The sequence below is a fragment of the Bacillus sp. FSL K6-1560 genome (assembly GCF_038592935.1).
Lineage (GTDB): Bacteria > Bacillota > Bacilli > Bacillales > Bacillaceae > Bacillus > Bacillus subtilis.
In genome coordinates, this window is record NZ_CP151946.1 from 125,122 (window position 1) to 149,527 (window position 24,406).

36 protein-coding genes and 1 pseudogene are annotated in these 24,406 nt (G+C 42.4%); all 37 read left to right on the top strand.

The features are described from left to right. The first annotated feature begins 20 nt into the window (after positions 1 to 20). The 37 genes and pseudogenes from rpoC to NYE22_RS00865 all read left to right on the top strand — a co-directional run bounded on the left by rpoC (position 21) and on the right by NYE22_RS00865 (position 24,333). Complete coding sequence (rpoC, locus tag NYE22_RS00685; RefSeq protein ID WP_004399688.1) at positions 21 to 3,620, top strand: DNA-directed RNA polymerase subunit beta'; 3,600 nt, start codon at positions 21 to 23, stop codon at positions 3,618 to 3,620. Between the two features lie 178 nt (positions 3,621 to 3,798). Further along, positions 3,799 to 4,047, top strand: a complete 249-nt coding sequence (locus NYE22_RS00690; protein ID WP_003225778.1) for a 50S ribosomal protein L7ae-like protein — start codon at positions 3,799 to 3,801, stop codon at positions 4,045 to 4,047. 113 nt (positions 4,048 to 4,160) lie between these two features. Next, a complete protein-coding gene (rpsL, locus tag NYE22_RS00695) occupies positions 4,161 to 4,577 on the top strand; it encodes a 30S ribosomal protein S12 (RefSeq protein WP_003225781.1) in 417 nt (138 codons plus the stop codon). A gap of 41 nt (positions 4,578 to 4,618) precedes the next feature. After that, positions 4,619 to 5,089 (top strand): 30S ribosomal protein S7, encoded by a 471-nt coding sequence (gene rpsG, locus NYE22_RS00700; protein ID WP_003225784.1) that lies wholly within the window; start codon positions 4,619 to 4,621, stop codon positions 5,087 to 5,089. 53 nt (positions 5,090 to 5,142) lie between these two features. Beyond that, positions 5,143 to 7,221 carry an elongation factor G gene (fusA, locus tag NYE22_RS00705; RefSeq protein ID WP_003235056.1) on the top strand — a complete coding sequence of 693 codons (2,079 nt, stop codon included), beginning with the start codon at positions 5,143 to 5,145 and terminating at the stop codon, positions 7,219 to 7,221. Between the two features lie 119 nt (positions 7,222 to 7,340). Further along, positions 7,341 to 8,531 carry an elongation factor Tu gene (tuf, locus tag NYE22_RS00710; protein ID WP_003235058.1) on the top strand — a complete coding sequence of 397 codons (1,191 nt, stop codon included), beginning with the start codon at positions 7,341 to 7,343 and terminating at the stop codon, positions 8,529 to 8,531. A 98-nt stretch (positions 8,532 to 8,629) separates the two neighbouring features. Continuing rightward, a complete protein-coding gene (locus tag NYE22_RS00715; RefSeq protein ID WP_120027713.1) occupies positions 8,630 to 9,586 on the top strand; it encodes an alpha/beta hydrolase in 957 nt (318 codons plus the stop codon). A 236-nt stretch (positions 9,587 to 9,822) separates the two neighbouring features. Beyond that, on the top strand, positions 9,823 to 10,131 hold the full coding sequence (rpsJ, locus tag NYE22_RS00720) for a 30S ribosomal protein S10 (RefSeq protein WP_003156464.1): 309 nt from the start codon (positions 9,823 to 9,825) through the stop codon (positions 10,129 to 10,131). A gap of 39 nt (positions 10,132 to 10,170) precedes the next feature. Next, positions 10,171 to 10,800: a 50S ribosomal protein L3 gene (gene rplC, locus NYE22_RS00725; protein ID WP_004399671.1), complete on the top strand. Its 630-nt coding sequence runs from the start codon at positions 10,171 to 10,173 to the stop codon at positions 10,798 to 10,800. A gap of 27 nt (positions 10,801 to 10,827) precedes the next feature. Further along, entirely contained in the window at positions 10,828 to 11,451 is a 624-nt protein-coding gene (gene rplD / locus NYE22_RS00730; protein ID WP_003225792.1) for a 50S ribosomal protein L4, read from the top strand. Next, positions 11,451 to 11,738 carry a 50S ribosomal protein L23 gene (gene rplW / locus NYE22_RS00735; RefSeq protein ID WP_003156467.1) on the top strand — a complete coding sequence of 96 codons (288 nt, stop codon included), beginning with the start codon at positions 11,451 to 11,453 and terminating at the stop codon, positions 11,736 to 11,738. Before rplD ends, rplW begins: the two co-directional genes overlap by 1 nt. A gap of 31 nt (positions 11,739 to 11,769) precedes the next feature. After that, positions 11,770 to 12,603 carry a 50S ribosomal protein L2 gene (gene rplB, locus NYE22_RS00740; RefSeq protein WP_003225795.1) on the top strand — a complete coding sequence of 278 codons (834 nt, stop codon included), beginning with the start codon at positions 11,770 to 11,772 and terminating at the stop codon, positions 12,601 to 12,603. 57 nt (positions 12,604 to 12,660) lie between these two features. Then, positions 12,661 to 12,939, top strand: coding sequence for a 30S ribosomal protein S19 (rpsS, locus tag NYE22_RS00745; protein WP_003156472.1), 279 nt, complete (start codon positions 12,661 to 12,663; stop codon positions 12,937 to 12,939). A 16-nt stretch (positions 12,940 to 12,955) separates the two neighbouring features. Then, positions 12,956 to 13,297 (top strand): 50S ribosomal protein L22, encoded by a 342-nt coding sequence (gene rplV / locus NYE22_RS00750; RefSeq protein WP_003156475.1) that lies wholly within the window; start codon positions 12,956 to 12,958, stop codon positions 13,295 to 13,297. Positions 13,298 to 13,300: 3 nt separating this feature from the next. Further along, positions 13,301 to 13,957 carry a 30S ribosomal protein S3 gene (rpsC, locus tag NYE22_RS00755; protein ID WP_003242001.1) on the top strand — a complete coding sequence of 219 codons (657 nt, stop codon included), beginning with the start codon at positions 13,301 to 13,303 and terminating at the stop codon, positions 13,955 to 13,957. A 1-nt stretch (position 13,958) separates the two neighbouring features. Next, complete coding sequence (gene rplP, locus NYE22_RS00760; protein ID WP_003225801.1) at positions 13,959 to 14,393, top strand: 50S ribosomal protein L16; 435 nt, start codon at positions 13,959 to 13,961, stop codon at positions 14,391 to 14,393. Continuing rightward, a complete protein-coding gene (gene rpmC, locus NYE22_RS00765) occupies positions 14,383 to 14,583 on the top strand; it encodes a 50S ribosomal protein L29 (protein WP_003156482.1) in 201 nt (66 codons plus the stop codon). The genes rplP and rpmC overlap by 11 nt, the downstream gene beginning before the upstream one ends. Before the next feature lie 22 nt (positions 14,584 to 14,605). Next, entirely contained in the window at positions 14,606 to 14,869 is a 264-nt protein-coding gene (rpsQ, locus tag NYE22_RS00770) for a 30S ribosomal protein S17 (protein WP_003225804.1), read from the top strand. A gap of 40 nt (positions 14,870 to 14,909) precedes the next feature. Then, positions 14,910 to 15,278, top strand: coding sequence for a 50S ribosomal protein L14 (rplN, locus tag NYE22_RS00775; RefSeq protein ID WP_003225805.1), 369 nt, complete (start codon positions 14,910 to 14,912; stop codon positions 15,276 to 15,278). 36 nt (positions 15,279 to 15,314) lie between these two features. Then, complete coding sequence (gene rplX / locus NYE22_RS00780) at positions 15,315 to 15,626, top strand: 50S ribosomal protein L24 (RefSeq protein WP_003156486.1); 312 nt, start codon at positions 15,315 to 15,317, stop codon at positions 15,624 to 15,626. A gap of 26 nt (positions 15,627 to 15,652) precedes the next feature. Then, positions 15,653 to 16,192, top strand: a complete 540-nt coding sequence (gene rplE, locus NYE22_RS00785) for a 50S ribosomal protein L5 (protein WP_003225809.1) — start codon at positions 15,653 to 15,655, stop codon at positions 16,190 to 16,192. A gap of 22 nt (positions 16,193 to 16,214) precedes the next feature. Further along, positions 16,215 to 16,400 (top strand): 30S ribosomal protein S14, encoded by a 186-nt coding sequence (rpsN, locus tag NYE22_RS00790; protein WP_003156488.1) that lies wholly within the window; start codon positions 16,215 to 16,217, stop codon positions 16,398 to 16,400. Positions 16,401 to 16,431: 31 nt separating this feature from the next. Beyond that, positions 16,432 to 16,830: a 30S ribosomal protein S8 gene (rpsH, locus tag NYE22_RS00795; protein ID WP_003241998.1), complete on the top strand. Its 399-nt coding sequence runs from the start codon at positions 16,432 to 16,434 to the stop codon at positions 16,828 to 16,830. A gap of 29 nt (positions 16,831 to 16,859) precedes the next feature. Next, the gene (rplF, locus tag NYE22_RS00800; RefSeq protein ID WP_004399690.1) at positions 16,860 to 17,399 is read left to right on the top strand and encodes a 50S ribosomal protein L6; all 540 of its coding nucleotides are present in this window, start codon (positions 16,860 to 16,862) and stop codon (positions 17,397 to 17,399) included. A 32-nt stretch (positions 17,400 to 17,431) separates the two neighbouring features. Next, positions 17,432 to 17,794 carry a 50S ribosomal protein L18 gene (gene rplR / locus NYE22_RS00805; RefSeq protein ID WP_003225816.1) on the top strand — a complete coding sequence of 121 codons (363 nt, stop codon included), beginning with the start codon at positions 17,432 to 17,434 and terminating at the stop codon, positions 17,792 to 17,794. A 24-nt stretch (positions 17,795 to 17,818) separates the two neighbouring features. Next, a complete protein-coding gene (rpsE, locus tag NYE22_RS00810; RefSeq protein ID WP_003328273.1) occupies positions 17,819 to 18,319 on the top strand; it encodes a 30S ribosomal protein S5 in 501 nt (166 codons plus the stop codon). A gap of 13 nt (positions 18,320 to 18,332) precedes the next feature. Then, a complete protein-coding gene (gene rpmD / locus NYE22_RS00815) occupies positions 18,333 to 18,512 on the top strand; it encodes a 50S ribosomal protein L30 (protein ID WP_342412229.1) in 180 nt (59 codons plus the stop codon). A 30-nt stretch (positions 18,513 to 18,542) separates the two neighbouring features. Continuing rightward, positions 18,543 to 18,983 carry a 50S ribosomal protein L15 gene (rplO, locus tag NYE22_RS00820; RefSeq protein ID WP_003225819.1) on the top strand — a complete coding sequence of 147 codons (441 nt, stop codon included), beginning with the start codon at positions 18,543 to 18,545 and terminating at the stop codon, positions 18,981 to 18,983. Between the two features lies 1 nt (position 18,984). Next, entirely contained in the window at positions 18,985 to 20,280 is a 1,296-nt protein-coding gene (gene secY / locus NYE22_RS00825; RefSeq protein WP_004399662.1) for a preprotein translocase subunit SecY, read from the top strand. Between the two features lie 54 nt (positions 20,281 to 20,334). Next, positions 20,335 to 20,988, top strand: coding sequence for an adenylate kinase (locus tag NYE22_RS00830; protein ID WP_003241987.1), 654 nt, complete (start codon positions 20,335 to 20,337; stop codon positions 20,986 to 20,988). Then, complete coding sequence (gene map, locus NYE22_RS00835; protein ID WP_003225828.1) at positions 20,985 to 21,731, top strand: type I methionyl aminopeptidase; 747 nt, start codon at positions 20,985 to 20,987, stop codon at positions 21,729 to 21,731. The genes NYE22_RS00830 and map overlap by 4 nt, the downstream gene beginning before the upstream one ends. Before the next feature lie 65 nt (positions 21,732 to 21,796). Then, positions 21,797 to 22,065, top strand: a pseudogene (locus tag NYE22_RS00840) (ribosome-binding protein ybzG). After that, positions 22,043 to 22,261: a translation initiation factor IF-1 gene (gene infA, locus NYE22_RS00845; RefSeq protein WP_003156508.1), complete on the top strand. Its 219-nt coding sequence runs from the start codon at positions 22,043 to 22,045 to the stop codon at positions 22,259 to 22,261. Before NYE22_RS00840 ends, infA begins: the two are co-directional and overlap by 23 nt. A gap of 33 nt (positions 22,262 to 22,294) precedes the next feature. After that, positions 22,295 to 22,408 (top strand): 50S ribosomal protein L36, encoded by a 114-nt coding sequence (gene rpmJ / locus NYE22_RS00850; protein WP_003156543.1) that lies wholly within the window; start codon positions 22,295 to 22,297, stop codon positions 22,406 to 22,408. 22 nt (positions 22,409 to 22,430) lie between these two features. After that, positions 22,431 to 22,796 carry a 30S ribosomal protein S13 gene (gene rpsM / locus NYE22_RS00855; protein ID WP_003235095.1) on the top strand — a complete coding sequence of 122 codons (366 nt, stop codon included), beginning with the start codon at positions 22,431 to 22,433 and terminating at the stop codon, positions 22,794 to 22,796. Positions 22,797 to 22,816: 20 nt separating this feature from the next. Further along, positions 22,817 to 23,212: a 30S ribosomal protein S11 gene (gene rpsK, locus NYE22_RS00860; RefSeq protein ID WP_009966385.1), complete on the top strand. Its 396-nt coding sequence runs from the start codon at positions 22,817 to 22,819 to the stop codon at positions 23,210 to 23,212. 176 nt (positions 23,213 to 23,388) lie between these two features. Continuing rightward, positions 23,389 to 24,333 (top strand): DNA-directed RNA polymerase subunit alpha, encoded by a 945-nt coding sequence (locus tag NYE22_RS00865; RefSeq protein WP_003225835.1) that lies wholly within the window; start codon positions 23,389 to 23,391, stop codon positions 24,331 to 24,333. Positions 24,334 to 24,406: the final 73 nt, after the last annotated feature.

A 24,406-nucleotide genomic window follows, 5' to 3' on the forward strand; every position in this document is an offset into this window, starting at 1 on the left:
AAAAAAGGGAGGTAGGCCCCTTGCTAGATGTGAACAATTTTGAGTATATGAACATCGGTCTTGCTTCACCAGATAAAATCCGTTCATGGTCTTTTGGTGAAGTGAAAAAGCCTGAAACGATAAACTATCGTACGTTAAAACCTGAAAAGGACGGTCTATTTTGCGAACGCATTTTCGGACCGACTAAGGACTGGGAATGTCATTGCGGGAAGTACAAGCGAGTTCGTTATAAAGGCGTAGTTTGTGACCGCTGCGGAGTCGAAGTAACACGGGCTAAAGTCCGTCGTGAGAGAATGGGGCACATTGAACTGGCTGCCCCAGTTTCCCACATTTGGTATTTCAAAGGTATTCCAAGCCGTATGGGTCTTGTGCTGGATATGTCACCTCGTGCTTTAGAAGAAGTCATTTACTTTGCTTCTTACGTTGTAACTGATCCGGCGAATACACCGCTTGAAAAGAAACAGCTTCTGTCTGAGAAAGAATACCGTGCTTATCTTGATAAATACGGTAATAAATTCCAAGCATCTATGGGTGCTGAAGCAATTCATAAACTTCTTCAAGATATCGATCTTGTCAAAGAAGTTGATATGTTAAAAGAAGAGCTGAAAACTTCACAAGGACAACGACGTACTCGTGCGATCAAACGTCTTGAAGTTTTAGAAGCCTTCCGTAACTCAGGAAACAAGCCTTCTTGGATGATCCTTGATGTGCTTCCTGTTATTCCTCCGGAGCTTAGACCGATGGTTCAGCTAGATGGCGGACGTTTTGCGACTTCTGATTTGAATGACCTTTATCGTCGTGTCATCAACCGTAACAATCGTTTGAAACGCCTTTTGGACCTTGGTGCGCCTAGCATCATCGTTCAAAACGAAAAGCGTATGCTTCAAGAGGCTGTCGATGCCTTAATTGACAACGGCCGCCGTGGACGCCCTGTAACAGGCCCTGGTAACAGACCGTTAAAATCTCTTTCTCACATGCTGAAAGGGAAGCAAGGCCGTTTCCGTCAAAACCTTCTTGGTAAACGTGTCGATTACTCCGGACGTTCTGTAATCGTTGTTGGTCCTCATTTGAAAATGTACCAATGCGGATTACCGAAGGAAATGGCGCTTGAACTTTTCAAACCTTTCGTTATGAAAGAACTTGTTGAAAAAGGTCTTGCTCACAACATTAAGAGTGCGAAACGCAAAATTGAGCGCGTACAGCCTGAAGTTTGGGATGTACTAGAATCAGTTATTAAGGAGCATCCGGTACTGCTGAACCGTGCCCCTACACTTCACAGATTAGGTATCCAGGCGTTTGAACCAACGCTTGTTGAAGGACGCGCAATCCGTCTTCACCCGCTCGTATGTACAGCTTACAACGCTGACTTTGACGGTGACCAAATGGCGGTTCACGTACCATTATCTGCTGAAGCACAAGCTGAAGCACGCATCTTGATGCTTGCTGCTCAAAACATCTTGAACCCTAAAGATGGTAAACCGGTTGTAACACCGTCTCAGGATATGGTACTAGGTAACTATTACCTGACACTTGAGCGTGCCGGTGCTGTCGGTGAAGGTATGGTCTTCAAGAATACAGACGAAGCGCTTCTTGCTTATCAAAACGGATATGTTCACCTTCATACGAGAGTAGCTGTTGCAGCTAACTCACTTAAGAATGTGACATTTACCGAAGAACAGCGCTCAAAATTGTTAATTACAACTGTCGGTAAGCTTGTCTTCAATGAAATTCTTCCGGAATCATTCCCTTACATGAATGAACCAACGAAGAGCAACATTGAAGAGAAAACACCTGACCGTTTCTTCTTAGAAAAAGGTGCTGACGTTAAAGCTGTTATCGCACAGCAGCCAATCAATGCGCCGTTTAAAAAAGGCATTCTGGGTAAAATCATCGCGGAAATCTTTAAACGATTCCATATCACGGAAACGTCTAAAATGCTTGACCGCATGAAAAACCTAGGTTTCAAATATTCAACAAAAGCTGGTATTACAGTTGGGGTTTCTGACATCGTCGTACTCGATGATAAACAAGAAATTCTTGAAGAAGCGCAAAGCAAAGTTGACAACGTTATGAAGCAGTTCCGCCGCGGTCTTATCACTGAAGAAGAACGCTATGAGAGAGTCATCTCTATCTGGAGTGCTGCAAAAGACGTTATCCAAGGCAAACTGATGAAATCACTTGATGAACTCAACCCGATCTACATGATGAGTGACTCTGGTGCCCGTGGTAACGCATCTAACTTTACGCAGCTTGCCGGAATGCGCGGCCTGATGGCCAACCCGGCTGGACGTATCATTGAGTTGCCGATCAAATCAAGTTTCCGTGAAGGTCTGACAGTATTGGAGTACTTTATCTCCACACACGGTGCGCGTAAAGGTCTTGCCGATACCGCTCTTAAAACTGCTGACTCAGGTTACCTTACACGCCGTCTCGTTGACGTTGCGCAGGATGTTATCATCCGTGAAACTGATTGCGGTACTGACCGAGGCATTCTTGCTAAGCCTCTTAAAGAAGGAACCGAAACAATTGAGCGCTTAGAAGAACGCTTAATCGGACGTTTTGCAAGAAAACAAGTGAAGCACCCTGAAACAGGTGAAGTGCTTGTGAATGAAAACGAACTTATCGATGAAGATAAAGCACTGGAGATTGTCGAAGCCGGCATTGAAGAAGTGTGGATCCGTTCTGCCTTCACATGTAATACGCCTCATGGTGTATGTAAACGATGCTATGGCCGAAATCTTGCAACTGGCTCCGATGTTGAAGTCGGTGAAGCTGTCGGAATCATTGCTGCCCAATCAATCGGTGAGCCTGGTACACAGTTAACAATGCGTACATTCCATACAGGCGGGGTTGCCGGAGACGATATCACACAGGGTCTTCCGCGTATCCAAGAGCTTTTCGAAGCGCGTAATCCGAAAGGTCAGGCAACAATTACAGAAATCGACGGTACAGTCGTTGAAATCAATGAAGTTCGTGATAAGCAACAGGAAATTGTGGTTCAAGGCGCAGTGGAAACACGTTCTTATACGGCACCTTACAACTCCCGCCTGAAAGTAGCGGAAGGAGATAAAATTACTCGAGGCCAAGTACTGACAGAAGGTTCAATCGATCCGAAAGAACTTCTTAAAGTAACTGACCTGACAACTGTTCAAGAGTATCTTCTCCATGAGGTTCAAAAGGTTTACCGTATGCAGGGTGTTGAAATCGGTGATAAACACGTAGAAGTAATGGTTCGCCAGATGCTTCGCAAAGTACGCGTAATTGATGCCGGTGACACTGATGTGCTTCCAGGTACATTGCTTGATATTCACCAATTTACTGAAGCGAATAAAAAGGTATTACTTGAAGGCAATCGACCTGCTACAGGCCGTCCTGTCTTACTCGGTATTACAAAAGCATCTCTTGAAACTGATTCATTCTTATCTGCTGCTTCCTTCCAGGAAACAACACGTGTCCTTACAGATGCAGCGATCAAAGGTAAGCGTGACGAGCTTCTTGGCTTGAAAGAGAATGTTATCATCGGTAAGCTTGTTCCAGCTGGTACAGGAATGATGAAATACCGTAAAGTAAAACCAGTATCAAATGTTCAGCCGACTGACGATATGGTCCCGGTTGAATAACTGATTTCATTCTGCTGAAAGACTGCAAAAACAGTCTTTCAGCAGATATATTTATGAAAAAGTCACTCTATGAGAAGAAGAAATCTAAAAAATGTCATACCTTGTTGACATTCGTCTCCTAGAATGATAATATAACCAAGGTGCTCGAAATAAACCTGTTACTTTGGAGGATATGTTTATGTCTTATGATAAAGTATCACAGGCCAAATCAATTATTATTGGTACGAAGCAAACAGTGAAAGCTCTAAAGCGAGGTTCAGTAAAGGAAGTAGTCGTTGCAAAAGACGCAGATCCGATACTCACGTCAAGTGTTGTTTCACTTGCTGAAGATCAAGGTATCTCTGTCTCAATGGTTGAATCCATGAAAAAGCTCGGCAAAGCCTGCGGAATTGAGGTAGGAGCAGCCGCTGTTGCCATTATTTTATAACGTACTTTTGTTTTTGCGTAAGATTCCATCTTGTGTAAAGACATTGTTTTTTGCCTTTTGATGAACCACCTGGGTATGTGGGTTATAAAACGTAATGAAGGGAGGAAAAATTCATGCCTACAATTAATCAGCTAATTCGCAAAGGACGCGTGAGTAAAGTAGAAAACTCAAAGTCTCCTGCACTTAACAAAGGATACAACAGCTTTAAAAAAGAGCACACTAACGTATCTTCTCCACAAAAACGCGGGGTATGTACTCGTGTTGGTACAATGACACCGAAAAAACCGAACTCAGCACTTCGTAAATATGCTCGTGTTCGTTTGACTAACGGAATCGAGGTTACTGCTTACATTCCTGGTATCGGTCACAACCTGCAAGAGCACAGTGTTGTACTTATCCGCGGCGGACGTGTAAAAGACTTACCAGGGGTACGTTACCACATCGTTCGTGGTGCGCTTGATACTGCTGGAGTTGAAAACCGTGCACAAGGCCGTTCTAAATACGGTACGAAAAAACCTAAAGCAAAATAATATACGAAAATACGCATAATTGATGAAGGGAGGATATTCAGATGCCACGTAAAGGTCCTGTAGCAAAAAGAGATGTTTTACCTGATCCGATTTACAACTCTAAGCTTGTATCTCGTTTAATCAACAAAATGATGATCGATGGTAAAAAAGGTAAGTCTCAAACAATCCTATACAAGTCATTCGATATCATTAAAGAACGTACTGGCAATGATGCAATGGAGGTTTTCGAACAAGCATTGAAAAACATCATGCCTGTACTTGAAGTAAAAGCACGCCGTGTAGGTGGTGCGAACTACCAAGTTCCTGTAGAAGTTCGTCCTGAACGTCGTACGACTCTTGGACTTCGCTGGTTAGTTAACTACGCTCGTCTTCGCGGAGAAAAAACGATGGAAGAGCGTTTAGCTAACGAAATCCTTGACGCAGCTAACAACACTGGTGCTGCTGTTAAGAAACGTGAAGACACTCATAAGATGGCTGAAGCAAACAAAGCATTTGCTCACTATCGCTGGTAGGATTTATAGATTAACAAAACACAATTTCCTAATAAGGAAGGAGAAATTACCCAATGGCAAGAGAGTTCTCCTTAGAAAAAACTCGTAATATCGGTATCATGGCTCACATCGATGCCGGTAAAACGACTACTACAGAACGTATCTTGTTCTATACTGGTCGTATCCACAAAATTGGTGAAACTCATGAAGGAGCTTCACAAATGGACTGGATGGAGCAGGAACAAGAACGTGGTATCACAATCACTTCCGCTGCGACAACTGCACAGTGGAAAGGATACCGCGTAAACATCATCGATACTCCAGGACACGTAGACTTCACAGTTGAAGTTGAACGTTCTCTTCGTGTACTTGATGGTGCTGTTGCTGTACTTGACGCGCAATCAGGCGTTGAGCCTCAAACAGAAACTGTTTGGCGTCAGGCAACAACTTATGGAGTACCGCGTATCGTTTTTGTTAACAAAATGGACAAAATCGGTGCAGACTTCCTTTACTCTGTAGGAACTTTAAGAGACCGTCTTCAAGCAAACGCTCATGCAATTCAATTGCCGATCGGTGCTGAAGATAACTTCGAAGGTATCATTGACCTTGTAGAAAACGTTGCGTATTTCTACGAAGATGACCTCGGAACTCGTTCTGATGCAAAAGAAATCCCTGAGGAGTACAAAGAGCAAGCTGAAGAGCTTCGCAACAGCCTTATTGAAGCTGTATGTGAGCTTGATGAAGAGCTTATGGATAAGTACCTTGAGGGTGAAGAAATCACAATTGACGAGTTAAAAGCAGGAATTCGTAAAGGTACATTAAATGTTGAATTCTACCCTGTTCTTGTTGGTTCTGCCTTCAAAAACAAAGGTGTTCAACTAGTACTTGATGCTGTTCTTGACTACCTTCCTGCACCAACTGACGTTGCTGCAATCAAAGGTACACGTCCTGATACAAATGAAGAGATTGAGCGTCATTCTTCTGACGAAGAGCCATTCTCTGCATTAGCATTTAAAGTTATGACTGACCCTTACGTTGGTAAGTTGACGTTCTTCCGTGTGTACTCTGGAACACTTGATTCTGGTTCATACGTGAAAAACTCTACTAAAGGCAAACGTGAGCGTGTTGGACGTATTCTTCAAATGCACGCTAACAGCCGTGAAGAAATCTCTACTGTATACGCAGGGGATATCGCAGCTGCTGTAGGTCTAAAAGATACAACTACTGGAGATACTCTATGTGATGAGAAGGATCTTGTTATCCTTGAGTCAATGGAATTCCCAGAACCAGTTATCGACGTTGCTATTGAGCCTAAATCAAAAGCCGACCAAGATAAAATGGGTATCGCTTTAGCGAAACTTGCTGAAGAAGATCCTACATTCCGTACTCAAACAAACCCAGAAACTGGCCAAACGATCATCTCTGGTATGGGTGAACTTCACCTTGATATCATTGTTGACCGTATGAAACGCGAATTTAAAGTAGAAGCCAATGTTGGTGCTCCTCAAGTTGCGTACCGTGAAACATTCCGTACCGGTGCAAAAGTTGAAGGTAAATTCGTACGTCAGTCTGGTGGACGCGGTCAGTTCGGACACGTTTGGATTGAATTCGAACCAAACGAAGAAGGCGCTGGCTTTGAATTTGAAAATGCGATTGTCGGTGGGGTTGTTCCTCGTGAATACATCCCAGCTGTTCAAGCAGGTCTGGAAGATGCACTTGAAAATGGTGTACTAGCAGGCTTCCCGCTTATCGACATTAAAGCTAAACTTTTCGACGGTTCTTACCATGATGTTGACTCAAACGAAATGGCATTTAAAGTTGCTGCTTCTATGGCATTGAAAAATGCAGTCAGCAAATGTAACCCAGTTCTTCTTGAACCAATCATGAAAGTGGAAGTGGTTATTCCAGAAGAATACATGGGAGATATCATGGGTGATATCACTTCACGTCGCGGACGCGTAGAAGGTATGGAAGCACGCGGTAACGCTCAAGTTGTTCGCGCTATGGTTCCTCTTGCTGAAATGTTCGGTTACGCTACTGCACTTCGTTCTAATACGCAAGGTCGCGGTACGTTCACTATGCACATGGATCACTACGAAGAAGTGCCGAAGAGCGTCGCAGAAGAAATTATCAAAAAAAATAAAGGCGAATAATTGATTTTGCCGCTTAACTCAAGTATAACTACTATTGTAAGATGAGGAAGTGAAAGCTTTCTTTCACTTCCTATCACTCTATACATTACTAATTAAAAGCTCTTAAGGAGGATTTTAGAATGGCTAAAGAAAAATTCGACCGTTCCAAATCACATGCCAATATTGGTACAATTGGACACGTTGACCATGGTAAAACAACTTTAACTGCTGCTATCACAACAGTACTTCATAAGAAATCTGGTAAAGGTACAGCTATGGCGTACGATCAAATTGATGGTGCTCCAGAAGAACGTGAGCGCGGTATCACAATCTCTACTGCACACGTTGAGTACGAAACTGAAACTCGTCACTATGCACACGTTGACTGCCCAGGACACGCTGACTATGTTAAAAACATGATCACTGGTGCTGCGCAAATGGACGGAGCTATCCTTGTAGTATCTGCTGCTGATGGCCCAATGCCACAAACTCGTGAGCACATCCTTCTTTCTAAAAACGTTGGTGTACCATACATCGTTGTATTCTTAAACAAATGCGACATGGTAGACGACGAAGAGCTTCTTGAACTAGTTGAAATGGAAGTTCGCGATCTTCTTAGCGAATACGACTTCCCTGGTGATGATGTACCAGTTGTTAAAGGTTCTGCTCTTAAAGCTCTTGAAGGAGACGCTGAGTGGGAAGCTAAAATCTTCGAACTTATGGATGCGGTTGATGAGTACATCCCAACTCCAGAACGCGACACTGAAAAACCATTCATGATGCCAGTTGAGGACGTATTCTCAATCACTGGTCGTGGTACAGTTGCTACTGGCCGTGTAGAACGCGGACAAGTTAAAGTCGGTGACGAAGTTGAAATCATCGGTCTTCAAGAAGAGAACAAGAAAACAACTGTTACAGGTGTTGAAATGTTCCGTAAGCTTCTTGATTATGCTGAAGCTGGTGACAACATTGGTGCCCTTCTTCGCGGTGTATCTCGTGAAGAAATCCAACGTGGTCAAGTACTTGCTAAACCAGGTACAATCACTCCACACAGCAAATTCAAAGCTGAAGTTTACGTTCTTTCTAAAGAAGAGGGTGGACGTCATACTCCATTCTTCTCTAACTACCGTCCTCAGTTCTACTTCCGTACAACTGACGTAACTGGTATCATCCATCTCCCAGAAGGCGTAGAAATGGTTATGCCTGGAGATAACACTGAAATGAACGTTGAACTTATTTCTACAATCGCTATCGAAGAAGGAACTCGTTTCTCTATTCGTGAAGGCGGACGTACTGTTGGTTCAGGCGTTGTTTCTACAATCACTGAGTAATAGTATGATTTTAAACGAGACCCCTGCGGGTCTCGTTTTTTGTTTGCTTATCTTTTTCTTGTATAATAGGATCTATCATATTCGAGGGGTTAATATTTATGATTCCTGAAAAGAAATCAATCGCAATCATGAAAGAAATAAGCATTGGAAATACAAAGCAAATGCTGATGATTAATGGAGATGACGTGAAAAATCCATTGCTGCTTTTTTTACATGGCGGGCCGGGAACGCCGCAAATCGGATATGTTAGACATTATCAAAAAGAGCTGGAACAGTATTTTACAGTAGTTCATTGGGATCAGAGAGGATCGGGGCTTTCTTATTCTAAGCGAATTTCGCATCACTCTATGACAATAAATCACTTCATTAAAGATACAATCCAAGTCACTCAATGGCTTTTAGCTCATTTTTCAAAATCAAAACTTTACCTAGCCGGTCATTCGTGGGGGTCAATACTGGCGCTCCATGTGCTGCAGCAGTGTCCTGATTTATTTTACGCGTATTATGGAATCAGCCAGGTTGTTAACCCCCACGATGAAGAATCAACTGCTTATCAACATATTCGTGAAATTTCTGAATCAAAAAAAGCCAGCTTATTATCTTTCCTCACACGTTTCATTGGTGCTCCGCCTTGGAAGCAGGATATCCAGCACCTTATCTATCGGTTTTGTGTCGAGCTTAGCAGGGGAGGATTCACTCGTCGTCATCGTCAATCTCTAGCTGTAATATTTCAAATGCTTACTGGCAATGAGTATGGAGTGCGGAACATGCACAGCTTCTTTAATGGATTGCGCTTCAGTAAAAAACATTTAACTGATGAGTTGTACCGGTTTAATGCTTTTACATCAGTTCCTTCTATTAAAGTACCGTGTGTTTTCATTTCAGGGAAACATGACTTAATTGTTCCTGCTGAAATATCGAAACAGTATTATCAAGAACTTGAGGCACCCGAAAAGCGCTGGTTTCAATTTGAGAACTCAGCTCACACCCCGCATATTGAGGAACCGTCATTATTCGCGAACACATTAAGTCGACATGCACGACACCATTTATGATAGATCCTTGATAAATAAGAAAAACCCCTGTATAATAAAAAAAGTGTGCAAACCATGCATATTTTAAATAAGTCTTGCAACATGCGCCTATTTTCTGTATAATGGTGTATGTTGGTCTTTGACTGCGATGAAGTGAGAGGTTGCTGACACACCCGGCCGCTTTGCCATGGCAAGGTGTTCAGGTTTTTCTCACGGAGAACTGTCTAACGTGATGTAGGCGAAAAGGAGGGAAAATAATGGCAAAACAAAAAATTCGTATTCGTTTGAAAGCATATGATCATAGAATCCTTGATCAATCTGCAGAGAAGATTGTTGAAACGGCAAAACGTTCTGGTGCCAGCGTATCTGGTCCGATTCCGTTGCCAACTGAAAAATCAGTTTACACAATCCTTCGTGCGGTGCACAAATACAAAGATTCTCGTGAGCAATTTGAAATGCGTACACATAAACGTTTAATCGACATTGTGAACCCAACACCACAAACTGTTGATGCTCTTATGCGATTAGACTTACCATCTGGTGTCGATATCGAAATTAAACTTTAATTCTAAAATATAGAATGATCTTAATAGGAGGTGTGACGAATGACCAAAGGAATCTTAGGAAGAAAAATTGGTATGACGCAAGTATTCGCTGAGAATGGTGATCTTATTCCGGTAACTGTTATCGAGGCTGCTCCAAACGTTGTTCTTCAAAAGAAAACAGCTGAAAACGACGGTTATGAAGCAATCCAGCTTGGTTTTGACGACAAGCGTGAAAAGCTTTCTAACAAACCTGAAAAAGGGCACGTTGCAAAAGCGGAAACTGCTCCTAAGCGCTTCGTTAAAGAATTACGCGGAGTGGAAATGGATGCGTATGAAGTTGGTCAGGAAGTCAAGGTTGAAATTTTCTCTGCTGGAGAAATCGTAGATGTAACAGGAGTATCTAAAGGTAAAGGTTTCCAAGGTGCGATCAAGCGCCACGGACAATCTCGCGGACCTATGTCTCACGGTTCACGCTACCACCGTCGTCCTGGTTCAATGGGACCTGTAGATCCTAACCGTGTATTCAAAGGTAAATTATTACCTGGACGTATGGGCGGAGAGCAAATCACTGTTCAAAACCTTGAAATCGTAAAAGTTGATGCAGAACGCAATCTTCTTTTGATCAAAGGTAACGTACCTGGTGCGAAGAAATCTTTAATCACTGTTAAAAGTGCTGTTAAATCTAAATAATTCTCTTAGGAAAGGAGGAAATTGATTATGCCAAAAGTAGCATTATACAACCAAAACGGTTCTACTGCTGGTGACATCGAATTAAACGCTTCTGTATTTGGTATCGAACCAAATGAGAGTGTTGTATTCGACGCTATTCTTATGCAAAGAGCTTCCTTACGTCAAGGAACTCACAAAGTAAAAAATCGTTCTGAAGTACGCGGCGGAGGTCGTAAACCATGGCGTCAAAAAGGTACTGGACGTGCCCGTCAAGGTTCAATCCGTTCACCGCAATGGCGCGGAGGTGGTGTCGTATTCGGCCCAACACCACGCAGCTATTCTTATAAATTACCTAAAAAAGTTCGCCGCTTGGCAATCAAATCAGTATTGTCTTCTAAAGTGAACGACAACAACATCATCGTTCTTGAAGATCTTACTCTTGATACGGCTAAAACAAAAGAAATGGCAGCTATCCTTAAAGGATTATCTGTTGAGAAAAAAGCTTTAATCGTAACTGCGGATGCAAACGAAGCAGTAGCTTTATCTGCTCGTAACATTCCTGGAGTTACTGTTGTTGAAGCTAACGGAATCAACGTTTTAGACGTTGTCAACCACGAGAAGCTTCTGATTACAAAAGCAGCGGTTGAAAAAGTAGAGGAGGTGCTTGCATAATGAAAGATCCTCGTGATGTTCTAAAGCGCCCCGTCATTACTGAACGTTCTGCTGATTTAATGACTGAAAAGAAATATACTTTTGAAGTTGATGTAAGAGCTAACAAAACAGAAGTGAAAGACGCGGTTGAAAGCATCTTTGGAGTGAAAGTTGACAAAGTCAACATCATGAACTACAAAGGTAAATCAAAACGTGTTGGACGCTACACTGGTATGACTAGCCGTCGCAGAAAAGCGATCGTAAAACTTACTGCAGACAGCAAAGAAATCGAAATTTTTGAAGCTTAATTATCTGTAAAAAGAAGGAGGGAAATTCAAAATGGCGATTAAAAAGTATAAACCGACCTCTAATGGACGTCGTGGCATGACAACTTCAGATTTTGCTGAAATCACGACTGACAAGCCGGAAAAATCCTTGCTTGCTCCCCTTCACAAAAAAGGCGGACGTAACAACCAAGGTAAATTGACTGTACGTCACCAAGGTGGCGGACATAAACGCCAATACCGTGTTATCGACTTCAAACGCGATAAAGATGGTATACCTGGACGCGTTGCTACAGTTGAATACGATCCAAACCGTTCAGCTAACATCGCTCTAATCAACTATGCAGACGGAGAAAAACGTTACATTCTTGCTCCTAAAGGAATTCAAGTAGGTACTGAAATCATGTCAGGTCCTGAAGCTGACATTAAAGTAGGTAATGCACTTCCACTTATCAACATCCCTGTTGGTACAGTTGTGCATAACATTGAATTAAAACCTGGTAAAGGCGGACAGCTTGTACGTTCAGCTGGTACATCTGCTCAGGTTCTTGGTAAAGAAGGTAAATACGTTCTTGTACGTCTTAACTCTGGTGAAGTTCGCATGATCCTTTCTGCTTGCCGTGCTTCTATCGGTCAAGTAGGTAACGAACAGCACGAACTTATCAACATTGGTAAAGCTGGACGTTCTCGCTGGAAAGGCATCCGTCCTACAGTTCGTGGTTCTGTAATGAACCCTAACGATCACCCACACGGTGGTGGTGAAGGACGTGCGCCAATCGGACGTAAATCACCAATGTCTCCATGGGGCAAACCAACTCTTGGATTCAAGACTCGGAAGAAAAAGAACAAATCCGATAAATTTATCGTACGTCGTCGTAAAAATAAATAACGGGGTTGTCTACGGTTCTTTTCGGACCGTAGTGCAATCACGAAGGGAGGTTCCAAAATGGCTCGCAGCTTAAAAAAAGGACCATTTGTCGATGGACACTTGATGACTAAAATCGAGAAATTAAATGAAACAGACAAGAAACAAGTCGTAAAAACTTGGTCTCGTCGTTCTACTATTTTCCCACAGTTTATTGGTCACACAATCGCAGTCTATGACGGACGTAAACACGTGCCTGTATTCATCTCTGAAGATATGGTAGGGCACAAGTTGGGTGAATTCGCTCCAACTCGTACGTACAAAGGTCATGCTAGTGATGACAAAAAAACAAGACGCTAAGAGAGGAGGCTTTTAAATGCAAGCTAAAGCTGTTGCAAGAACAGTCCGTATTGCTCCTCGTAAAGCACGTCTAGTAATGGACCTGATTCGAGGCAAGCAAGTAGGTGAGGCAGTATCAATCTTGAACCTTACACCAAGAGCTGCTTCTCCAATTATCGAGAAAGTATTAAAATCCGCTATTGCAAATGCTGAGCATAACTATGAAATGGACGCTAACAACCTGGTTATTTCTCAAGCATTCGTTGACGAAGGCCCTACGTTAAAAAGATTCCGCCCACGTGCTATGGGACGTGCGAGCCAAATCAACAAACGTACGAGCCACATTACAATCGTTGTATCAGAAAAGAAGGAGGGATAAGTAGTGGGTCAAAAGGTAAATCCAGTCGGTCTTCGTATCGGAGTCATTCGTGATTGGGAATCTAAGTGGTACGCTGGTAAAGATTACGCTGACTTCCTGCACGAAGATTTAAAAATTCGTGAATACATTAGCAAACGCCTTTCTGACGCTTCTGTTTCTAAAGTAGAAATCGAGCGTGCAGCAAACCGCGTTAACATTACGATCCACACAGCTAAGCCTGGTATGGTTATCGGTAAAGGCGGTTCTGAAGTCGAAGCACTTCGCAAAGCCCTTAACAGCCTTACTGGCAAGCGTGTACACATTAACATTCTTGAAATCAAAAGAGCAGATCTTGATGCACAGCTAGTTGCTGACAACATCGCTCGTCAATTAGAAAACCGTGTTTCTTTCCGCCGTGCGCAGAAACAACAAATCCAACGTACTATGCGTGCTGGAGCACAAGGTGTGAAAACAATGGTTTCTGGTCGTCTTGGCGGTGCAGATATCGCTCGTTCTGAATACTACAGTGAAGGAACTGTTCCATTGCACACATTACGTGCGGACATTGACTATGCAACATCTGAAGCTGATACTACTTACGGTAAGCTTGGTGTAAAAGTCTGGATCTATCGTGGAGAGGTTCTTCCTACTAAGAAGAAAACTGAGGAAGGAGGAAAATAATATGTTATTACCAAAACGCGTTAAATATCGCAGAGAGCATCGCGGAAAAATGCGTGGCCGTGCGAAAGGCGGTACTGAAGTACATTTCGGAGAATTCGGTATCCAAGCTCTAGAAGCTTCTTGGATTACTAACCGTCAAATCGAAGCTGCACGTATTGCGATGACTCGTTACATGAAACGTGGCGGTAAAGTTTGGATCAAAATTTTCCCTTCTAAACCTTACACTGCTAAACCACTTGAGGTACGTATGGGATCCGGTAAAGGGGCTCCAGAAGGTTGGGTAGCTGTTGTAAAACCGGGCAAAGTTTTATTTGAAATTTCTGGTGTGTCTGAAGAGGTTGCTCGTGAAGCGCTTCGCCTTGCATCTCACAAATTGCCAATTAAAACGAAGTTCGTAAAACGTGAAGAAATTGGTGGTGAATCAAATGAAAGCTAATGAAATTCGTGACCTTACCACTGCTGAAATTGAACAAAAAGTAAAGTCTCTTAAAGAAGAACTTTTCAATCTTCGCTTTCAATTAGCGACAGGACAACTTGAAAATACTGCTCGCATTCGTGAAGTGCGCAAAGCTATCGCGCGCATGAAAACTGTGATTCGTGAAAGAGAAATTGCTGCTAATAAATAATCACTGAGGGGAGGTCGTGAGCATGAGCGAACGTAACCAACGCAAAGTTTACCAAGGCCGTGTTGTTTCTGACAAAATGGATAAAACCATTACTGTTGTTGTTGAGACATACAAAAAACATACACTTTACGGTAAACGCGTAAAATACTCAAAAAAATTCAAAGCACATGATGAAAATAATCAAGCTAAAATCGGTGACATCGTTAAGATCATGGAAACTCGTCCATTGTCTGCAACTAAGCGTTTCCGTCTAGTTGAAGTTGTCGAAGAAGCTGTTATTATCTAATAAAGTTCGGAATTCTTTTTCCGAAGGGAGGTAACAAATAATGATTCAACAAGAGACTCGTTTAAAAGTAGCTGACAACTCTGGCGCACGTGAAGTACTTACTATTAAAGTTCTTGGTGGTTCTGGACGTAAAACAGCTAACATTGGTGATGTAATTGTTTGCACGGTTAAACAAGCAACACCAGGAGGCGTTGTCAAAAAAGGTGAAGTCGTAAAAGCTGTTATCGTTCGCACTAAAAGCGGAGCGCGCAGAAGTGACGGTTCATACATCAGCTTCGATGAGAATGCATGTGTTATCATCCGTGACGACAAGAGCCCACGCGGAACTCGTATCTTCGGACCAGTTGCTCGTGAATTGCGTGAAAACAACTTTATGAAAATTGTTTCTCTAGCTCCAGAAGTTATCTAATGAAATAAATGCCTTACTCAAGGAGGTGCGATCAGGATGCATGTAAAAAAAGGCGATAAAGTTATGGTTATCTCTGGTAAAGATAAAGGCAAACAAGGAACAATCCTTGCTGCTTTCCCTAAAAAGGACCGCGTTTTAGTTGAAGGTGTTAACATGGTAAAGAAACACTCTAAACCAACTCAAGCTAACCCTCAAGGCGGTATTTCTAATCAAGAGGCGCCAATTCATGTATCAAACGTTATGCCGCTCGATCCTAAAACAGGTGAAGTGACTCGCGTAGGATACAAAGTGGAAGATGGCAAAAAAGTTCGTGTAGCAAAAAAATCTGGGCAAGTTCTAGATAAATAGTATTAAAAGGAAGGGAGGTCTATCTCATGAACCGCCTTAAAGAAAAGTACAATAAAGAAATTGCACCTGCTTTAATGACTAAGTTCAACTATGATTCAGTCATGCAAGTGCCTAAAATCGAAAAAATCGTAATCAACATGGGTGTTGGTGACGCTGTTCAAAACGCCAAAGCAATCGACAGTGCTGTTGAAGAATTAACGTTTATCGCAGGTCAAAAACCTGTCGTTACTCGTGCGAAGAAATCAATTGCTGGATTCCGTCTTCGTGAGGGAATGCCTATCGGTGCGAAAGTAACTCTTCGCGGAGAGCGCATGTATGATTTCCTTGATAAACTTATTTCTGTATCTTTACCACGTGTACGTGACTTCCGCGGGGTTTCTAAAAAATCTTTCGACGGTCGCGGTAACTACACACTTGGTATCAAAGAACAGTTAATCTTCCCTGAAATTGACTACGATAAAGTAACAAAGGTTCGCGGAATGGACATCGTTATCGTAACAACTGCTAATACTGACGAAGAAGCTCGTGAGCTATTAACTCAAGTAGGTATGCCGTTCCAGAAATAATCAATGAAAGGGAGGCGAAATCGTGGCTAAAAAGTCTATGATTGCGAAACAACAACGTACACCAAAGTTTAAAGTACAAGAGTACACACGCTGTGAACGCTGCGGACGTCCGCATTCAGTCATTCGTAAATTTAAACTTTGCCGTATTTGTTTCCGTGAGCTTGCATATAAAGGACAAATTCCTGGCGTGAAAAAAGCCAGCTGGTAATCCCCAAGAAAGGGAAGGAGGTAATTATATAATGGTTATGACAGATCCAATTGCAGATATGCTAACTCGTATTCGCAATGCAAACATGGTACGTCATGAGAAGCTTGAAATTCCTGCTTCTAAATTGAAAAGAGAAATTGCTGAAATTTTAAAGCGTGAAGGTTTCATTCGTGACGTTGAGTTCGTAGAAGACAGCAAACAAGGTATCATCCGCGTTTTCTTGAAATACGGACAAAATAACGAGCGCGTTATCACTGGTCTTAAAAGAATCAGCAAGCCTGGTTTGCGTGTTTATGCTAAATCTAATGAAGTACCTCGCGTACTTAACGGTCTTGGAATCGCGATTATTTCTACATCACAAGGTGTTTTAACGGACAAAGAAGCCCGTGCAAAACAAGCTGGTGGAGAAGTTCTAGCATACGTTTGGTAAGAAGTTTAACATGAATGGAGGTGTTTGGTATGTCTCGTGTAGGTAAGAAGCTACTTGAGATTCCTTCTGATGTTACAGTAACGTTAAATGATAACAACACTGTAGCTGTGAAAGGACCAAAAGGAGAATTAACTCGTACGTTTCACCCTGATATGGAGATTAAAGTAGAGGACAATGTGCTTACAGTCGCTCGTCCTTCTGATCAAAAAGAGCACCGTGCCCTGCATGGTACGACTCGCAGTCTGCTTGGCAACATGGTTGAAGGTGTATCTAAAGGATTTGAAAGAGGTTTGGAATTAGTCGGTGTCGGTTACCGTGCTTCTAAATCCGGAAATAAACTTGTTTTAAACGTTGGATACTCTCATCCTGTTGAGATCGTTCCTGAAGAAGGCATCGAAATCGAAGTTCCTTCTCAAACAAAAGTAGTTGTAAAAGGTACAGACAAAGAACGTGTAGGAGCTATTGCTGCTAACATCCGCGCTGTACGTTCTCCAGAGCCTTACAAAGGTAAAGGAATCCGCTACGAAGGTGAAGTTGTTCGCCGTAAAGAAGGTAAATCTGCTAAGTAAGATCGCTTAAAGTGAAGAAAGGAGTGACCTAGATGATTACGAAAACTAGCAAAAATGCTGCTCGTCTTAAAAGACACGCTCGTGTTCGCGCTAAACTTTCCGGTACTGCTGAAAGACCGCGCCTGAACGTTTTCCGTTCTAACAAGCACATTTACGCTCAAATCATCGATGATGTAAATGGTGTAACACTTGCTAGTGCATCTACTCTCGATAAAGACTTGAACGTTGAAAGCACTGGAGATACTTCTGCTGCTACTAAAGTTGGAGAATTAGTTGCAAAACGCGCTGCTGAAAAAGGCATTTCTGACGTAGTATTTGACCGTGGCGGATACTTATACCATGGACGTGTAAAAGCTTTGGCTGATGCCGCTCGTGAAGCTGGACTTAAATTTTAATAAAAGAAGGAGGGACACATGATTATGCGTCGTATTGACCCAAGCAAATTAGAGTTAGAAGAACGCTTAGTTACGGTTAACCGCGTAGCGAAAGTTGTTAAAGGTGGTCGTCGTTTCCGCTTCGCAGCTCTAGTCGTTGTCGGTGACAAAAACGGACACGTAGGATTCGGTACTGGTAAAGCACAAGAAGTACCAGAAGCGATCCGCAAAGCTGTTGAAGATGCGAAAAAGAATTTGATTGAAGTACCAATGGTTGGAACTACAATTCCACACGAAATCATCGGACGTTTCGGTGCAGGTAACATCTTGTTAAAACCTGCTTCTGAAGGTACTGGAGTTATCGCTGGAGGCCCTGTACGTGCGGTACTTGAGCTAGCTGGTGTAGCTGATATCCTTTCTAAGTCTTTAGGTTCTAACACACCGATCAACATGATTCGTGCAACACTTCAAGGTTTAAGTGAACTTAAACGTGCTGAAGACGTTGCGAAGCTTCGTGGAAAATCTGTAGAAGAACTGTTAGGATAAGGAGGGAACATTAATGGCTAAATTAGAAATTACCCTCAAACGAAGTGTAATCGGTCGCCCGGAAGACCAACGCGTTACTGTAAGAACACTTGGTTTAAAGAAAACAAACCAAACTGTTATTCATGAAGACAACGCTGCGATCCGTGGTATGATTAATAAAGTATCTCATTTAGTTTCTGTTAAAGAACAATAAAAATATTTGATCGGATAAGGAGGTGTCCTAATGAAACTTCATGAATTAAAACCTTCAGAAGGTTCACGCAAAACGCGTAATCGCGTAGGTCGTGGTATTGGTTCTGGCAACGGTAAAACAGCTGGTAAAGGTCACAAAGGTCAAAACGCTCGTTCTGGTGGCGGTGTACGCCCTGGATTCGAGGGGGGACAAATGCCTTTATTCCAACGTCTTCCTAAACGCGGTTTCACTAACATCAACCGCAAGGAATACGCTGTAGTCAACCTAGACAAATTGAACGGTTTTGCAGAAGGAACGGAAGTCACTCCTGAACTTCTTCTAGAGACTGGTGTTATTAGCAAACTTAATGCAGGAGTAAAGATTCTTGGCAACGGTAAATTAGAGAAAAAATTAACTGTAAAAGCCAATAAATTCTCTGCTTCTGCGAAAGAAGCTGTTGAAGCTGCTGGCGGTACAGCTGAGGTGATCTAACTTGTTTAAAACAATCTCCAACTTTATGCGTGTGAGTGATATCAGGAATAAAATCATATTCACTTTACTCATGCTTATCGTCTTTCGCATAGGTGCGTTTATTCCTGTGCCTTACGTTAACGCTGAAGCGTTACAGGCACAGTCTCAAATGGGTGTTTTTGATCTCCTTAATACATTTGGCGGCGGTGCGCTTTACCAATTTTCCATTTTCGCAATGGGAATTACTCCTTATATCACGGCTTCGATCATCATTCAGCTGCTTCAGATGGATGTTGTACCGAAGTTTACCGAGTGGTCTAAGCAAGGTGAAGTTGGCCGCCGTAAATTAGCTCAGTTCACAAGGTACTTTACGATTGTGCTTGGTTTCATCCAAGCATTAGGTATGTCATATGGATTTAACAATCTGGCAAACGGTATGCTGATCGAAAAATCCGGTGTATCGACATATCTTATCATTGCTTTAGTGCTCACTGGCGGAACTGCCTTTTTAATGTGGCTTGGGGAACAAATTACTTCTCATGGAGTAGGCAACGGAATATCGATCATTATCTTCGCGGGGATTGTGTCTAGTATTCCAAAAACAATTGGGCAAATATATGAGACTCAATTTGTCGGCAGCAACGATCAGTTGTTTATTCATATTGTGAAAGTCGCACTTCTTGTGATTGCGATTTTAGCAGTTATTGTTGGAGTTATTTTCATTCAGCAAGCCGTACGGAAAATTGCGATTCAATATGCTAAAGGCACAGGTCGTTCACCTGCTGGCGGAGGTCAGTCTACACACCTTCCATTGAAAGTGAATCCTGCAGGGGTTATTCCGGTAATCTTTGCGGTTGCGTTTTTGATAACGCCGCGGACGATCGCGTCATTCTTTGGAACAAACGATGTGACAAAGTGGATTCAAAACAACTTTGATAATACGCATCCGGTGGGTATGGCGATATATGTTGCGTTGATTATTGCCTTTACGTACTTTTATGCTTTTGTACAGGTAAACCCTGAACAAATGGCTGATAACCTTAAAAAACAGGGTGGCTATATCCCGGGGGTTCGTCCAGGGAAAATGACTCAAGATAGAATTACGAGCATTTTGTATCGACTTACGTTTGTGGGTTCTATATTCTTAGCCGTGATTTCCATTCTTCCTATCTTTTTCATTCAATTCGCTGGATTGCCTCAAAGTGCACAAATTGGCGGAACATCTTTGTTAATTGTTGTCGGGGTAGCCTTGGAGACAATGAAACAACTAGAAAGCCAGTTGGTGAAACGAAACTACCGTGGATTTATGAAAAACTAGAGGAAATGGATTTATCCATTCCCTCTTAATAAAGAGAGGACGGGGGAAATCCGAATGAACTTAGTCTTAATGGGGCTTCCTGGTGCCGGTAAAGGCACACAGGGCGAACGAATTGTTGAGGATTATGGGATTCCTCATATCTCAACAGGAGATATGTTCCGTGCTGCTATGAAAGAAGAAACACCACTCGGACTCGAAGCAAAATCTTATATTGATAAGGGAGAGCTCGTACCTGACGAAGTCACAATCGGAATTGTAAAAGAGAGACTTGGCAAAGATGATTGTGAAAGAGGTTTTCTTCTGGACGGATTTCCGCGAACAGTCGCTCAAGCCGAAGCTCTTGAAGAAATTCTTGAGGAATACGGCAAGCCGATTGATTATGTCATTAACATTGAAGTCGACAAAGACGCTCTTATGGAACGTCTGACTGGACGCAGAATTTGCAGTGTTTGCGGCACAACCTATCATTTAGTCTTTAATCCGCCGAAAACGCCGGGTATTTGTGATAAAGACGGAGGCGAACTCTATCAACGGGCAGATGATAATGAGGAAACAGTCTCTAAACGGCTTGAGGTAAACATGAAGCAAACTCAGCCTTTACTCGATTTCTATTCAGAGAAAGGTTATCTTGCAAACGTGAATGGCCAGCAGGACATTCAAGACGTTTATGCAGATGTGAAGGATCTTCTTGGAGGATTAAAAAAATGATTATCTGTAAAACCCCACGTGAACTTGGTATCATGCGGGAAGCAGGGCGAATCGTGGCTTTAACTCATGAAGAGTTAAAAAAGCACATTAAACCAGGAATCTCGACAAAAGAATTGGATCAAATTGCCGAACGTTTTATTAAGAAGCAGGGTGCAATCCCATCTTTTAAGGGGTATAATGGGTTTCGCGGGAGCATTTGCGTATCAGTTAATGAAGAACTCGTTCACGGCATACCTGGCAGCAGGGTGCTGAAGGACGGTGACATCATCAGTATTGATATCGGTGCTAAATTAAATGGTTATCATGGTGACTCTGCATGGACATATCCGGTAGGAAACATCAGCGATGATGACAAAAAACTTCTGGAAGTGACAGAGGAGTCTTTATATAAAGGCTTGCAGGAAGCAAAACCAGGTGAACGTTTGTCGAATATTTCCCACGCAATACAAACGTATGTCGAAAATGAGCAGTTTTCAGTTGTTAGGGAGTATGTCGGACATGGTGTTGGTCAAGACTTGCATGAGGACCCGCAAATTCCTCATTACGGTCCGCCCAACAAAGGACCACGGCTTAAACCTGGCATGGTTCTCGCTATTGAACCTATGGTGAACGCTGGCAGCCGCTACGTGAAAACATTGGCTGATAACTGGACGGTTGTAACGGTAGATGGGAAAAAGTGTGCTCATTTTGAACATACGATTGCGATTACGGAAACGGGTTTTGATATACTGACGAGAGTCTAGATGATGAAAATAATTCCGAAGACAGATGTTTTTCAAGCTTGATAGGGCAGAAAGCTTGGGTGAACATTGGCAAGACCGAATTCATCTTGCTGCTTGTCGTTGGAATTTTAACCATCATCAATGTACTAACAGCAGACGGAGAAAAGCGTACATTTCATTCTCCTAAGATAAAGAATATCAATCATTTAACCCTTTATGATTGCGTATCTCCGGAAGTTCAGAACAGTATAAACGAAACAGGGCGTGTGACAAACTTCTTTTGAAATTTGTCAGAAAGCAAGTTACTGATTTGAAGAAGGGAGAACACTTGAATGGCGAAAGACGATGTAATTGAAGTGGAAGGTACTATAGTCGAAACACTGCCAAACGCGATGTTCAAAGTTGAACTTGAAAATGGCCACACTGTTTTGGCTCATGTATCTGGTAAAATCCGCATGCACTTCATTCGCATTTTACCTGGAGACAAAGTTACGGTAGAATTATCTCCATATGACTTAACTCGTGGCAGGATTACGTACCGTTACAAATAAAGCACTCCGGAAACTGAAGGAGGTTGGAAACACATGAAAGTGAGACCATCAGTTAAACCAATCTGCGAAAAATGTAAAGTTATTCGCAGAAAAGGAAAAGTAATGGTGATCTGTGAAAATCCAAAGCATAAACAAAAACAAGGATAATTTATAAGGAGGTGCCCAGAGAATGGCTCGTATTGCTGGTGTAGATATCCCACGTGACAAACGTGTTGTTATTTCTTTAACATACATCTTCGGAATTGGCCGCACAACGGCTCAGCAAGTTTTAAAAGAAGCTGGAGTTTCAGAAGATACTCGTGTGCGCGATCTTACTGAAGAAGAACTTGGTAAAATCCGTGATATTATTGACAAACTGAAAGTAGAAGGTGACCTTCGCCGTGAAGTTTCTCTTAATATCAAACGTCTGATCGAAATCGGAAGCTACCGCGGAATCCGTCATCGCAGAGGATTACCTGTTCGCGGACAAAACTCTAAAAACAATGCGCGTACTCGTAAAGGTCCGCGTCGTACTGTAGCTAACAAGAAAAAATAAGTAAGGGAGGTTCTTAAACAATGGCTGCTGCTCGTAAATCTAACACGCGTAAACGTCGCGTGAAAAAGAATATTGAGTCTGGAATTGCTCATATTCGTTCAACTTTCAATAACACGATCGTTACGATCACTGACACTCATGGTAATGCTATTTCTTGGTCTAGTGCCGGAGCTTTAGGATTCAGAGGTTCTCGTAAATCTACTCCTTTTGCTGCGCAAATGGCTGCAGAAACAGCTGCTAAAGGTTCAATCGAACATGGTCTTAAAACTCTAGAGGTTACTGTTAAAGGACCTGGTTCAGGCCGTGAAGCTGCAATCCGTGCACTTCAAGCTGCTGGACTAGAAGTCACTGCTATCAGAGACGTAACTCCTGTTCCTCATAACGGATGCCGTCCACCAAAACGTCGCCGCGTGTAATTTGTTTGTATAGATTTTGTGTCCCTGTCAATAATGGGTTATGATACAGTTATTTATGAAACGAATGCACCGACTCGTTGCCTGAGCACATACGGGACTAAACAATGGGGAATTTCGGATGGAATCTCATATGATTCTATTCGAGGTTTCGACGTTTTGAAGGAGGGTTTTAAGTAATGATCGAGATTGAAAAACCAAAAATCGAAACGGTTGAAATCAGCGACGATGCCAAATTTGGTAAGTTTGTCGTAGAGCCACTTGAGCGTGGATATGGTACAACTCTGGGTAACTCCTTACGTCGTATCCTCTTATCCTCACTCCCTGGTGCCGCTGTAACATCAATCCAGATAGATGGTGTACTGCACGAATTCTCGACAATTGAAGGCGTTGTGGAAGATGTTACAACGATTATCTTACACATTAAAAAGCTTGCATTGAAAATCTACTCTGATGAAGAGAAGACGCTAGAAATTGATGTACAGGGTGAAGGAACTGTAACGGCAGCTGATATTACACACGATAGTGATGTAGAGATCTTAAATCCTGATCTTCATATCGCGACTCTTGGTGAGAATGCGAGTTTCCGAGTTCGCCTTACTGCTCAAAGAGGACGTGGGTATACGCCTGCTGACGCAAACAAGAGAGACGATCAGCCAATCGGCGTGATTCCGATCGATTCTATCTATACGCCAGTTTCTCGTGTATCTTATCAGGTAGAGAACACTCGTGTAGGCCAAGTTGCAAACTATGATAAACTTACACTTGATGTTTGGACTGATGGAAGCACTGGACCGAAAGAAGCAATTGCGCTTGGTTCAAAGATTTTAACTGAACACCTTAATATATTCGTTGGTTTAACTGACGAAGCTCAACATGCTGAAATCATGGTTGAAAAAGAAGAAGATCAAAAAGAGAAAGTTCTTGAAATGACAATTGAAGAATTGGATCTTTCTGTTCGTTCTTACAACTGCTTAAAGCGTGCGGGTATTAACACGGTTCAAGAGCTTGCGAACAAGACGGAAGAAGATATGATGAAAGTTCGAAATCTAGGACGCAAATCACTTGAAGAAGTGAAAGCGAAACTAGAAGAACTTGGACTCGGACTTCGCAAAGACGATTGACTAGTTTCCCATGTGAACTAGGATTTTCGTGTGTTTATTATTCAGAAACAGTATTCCAATAAAGGAGGGGACA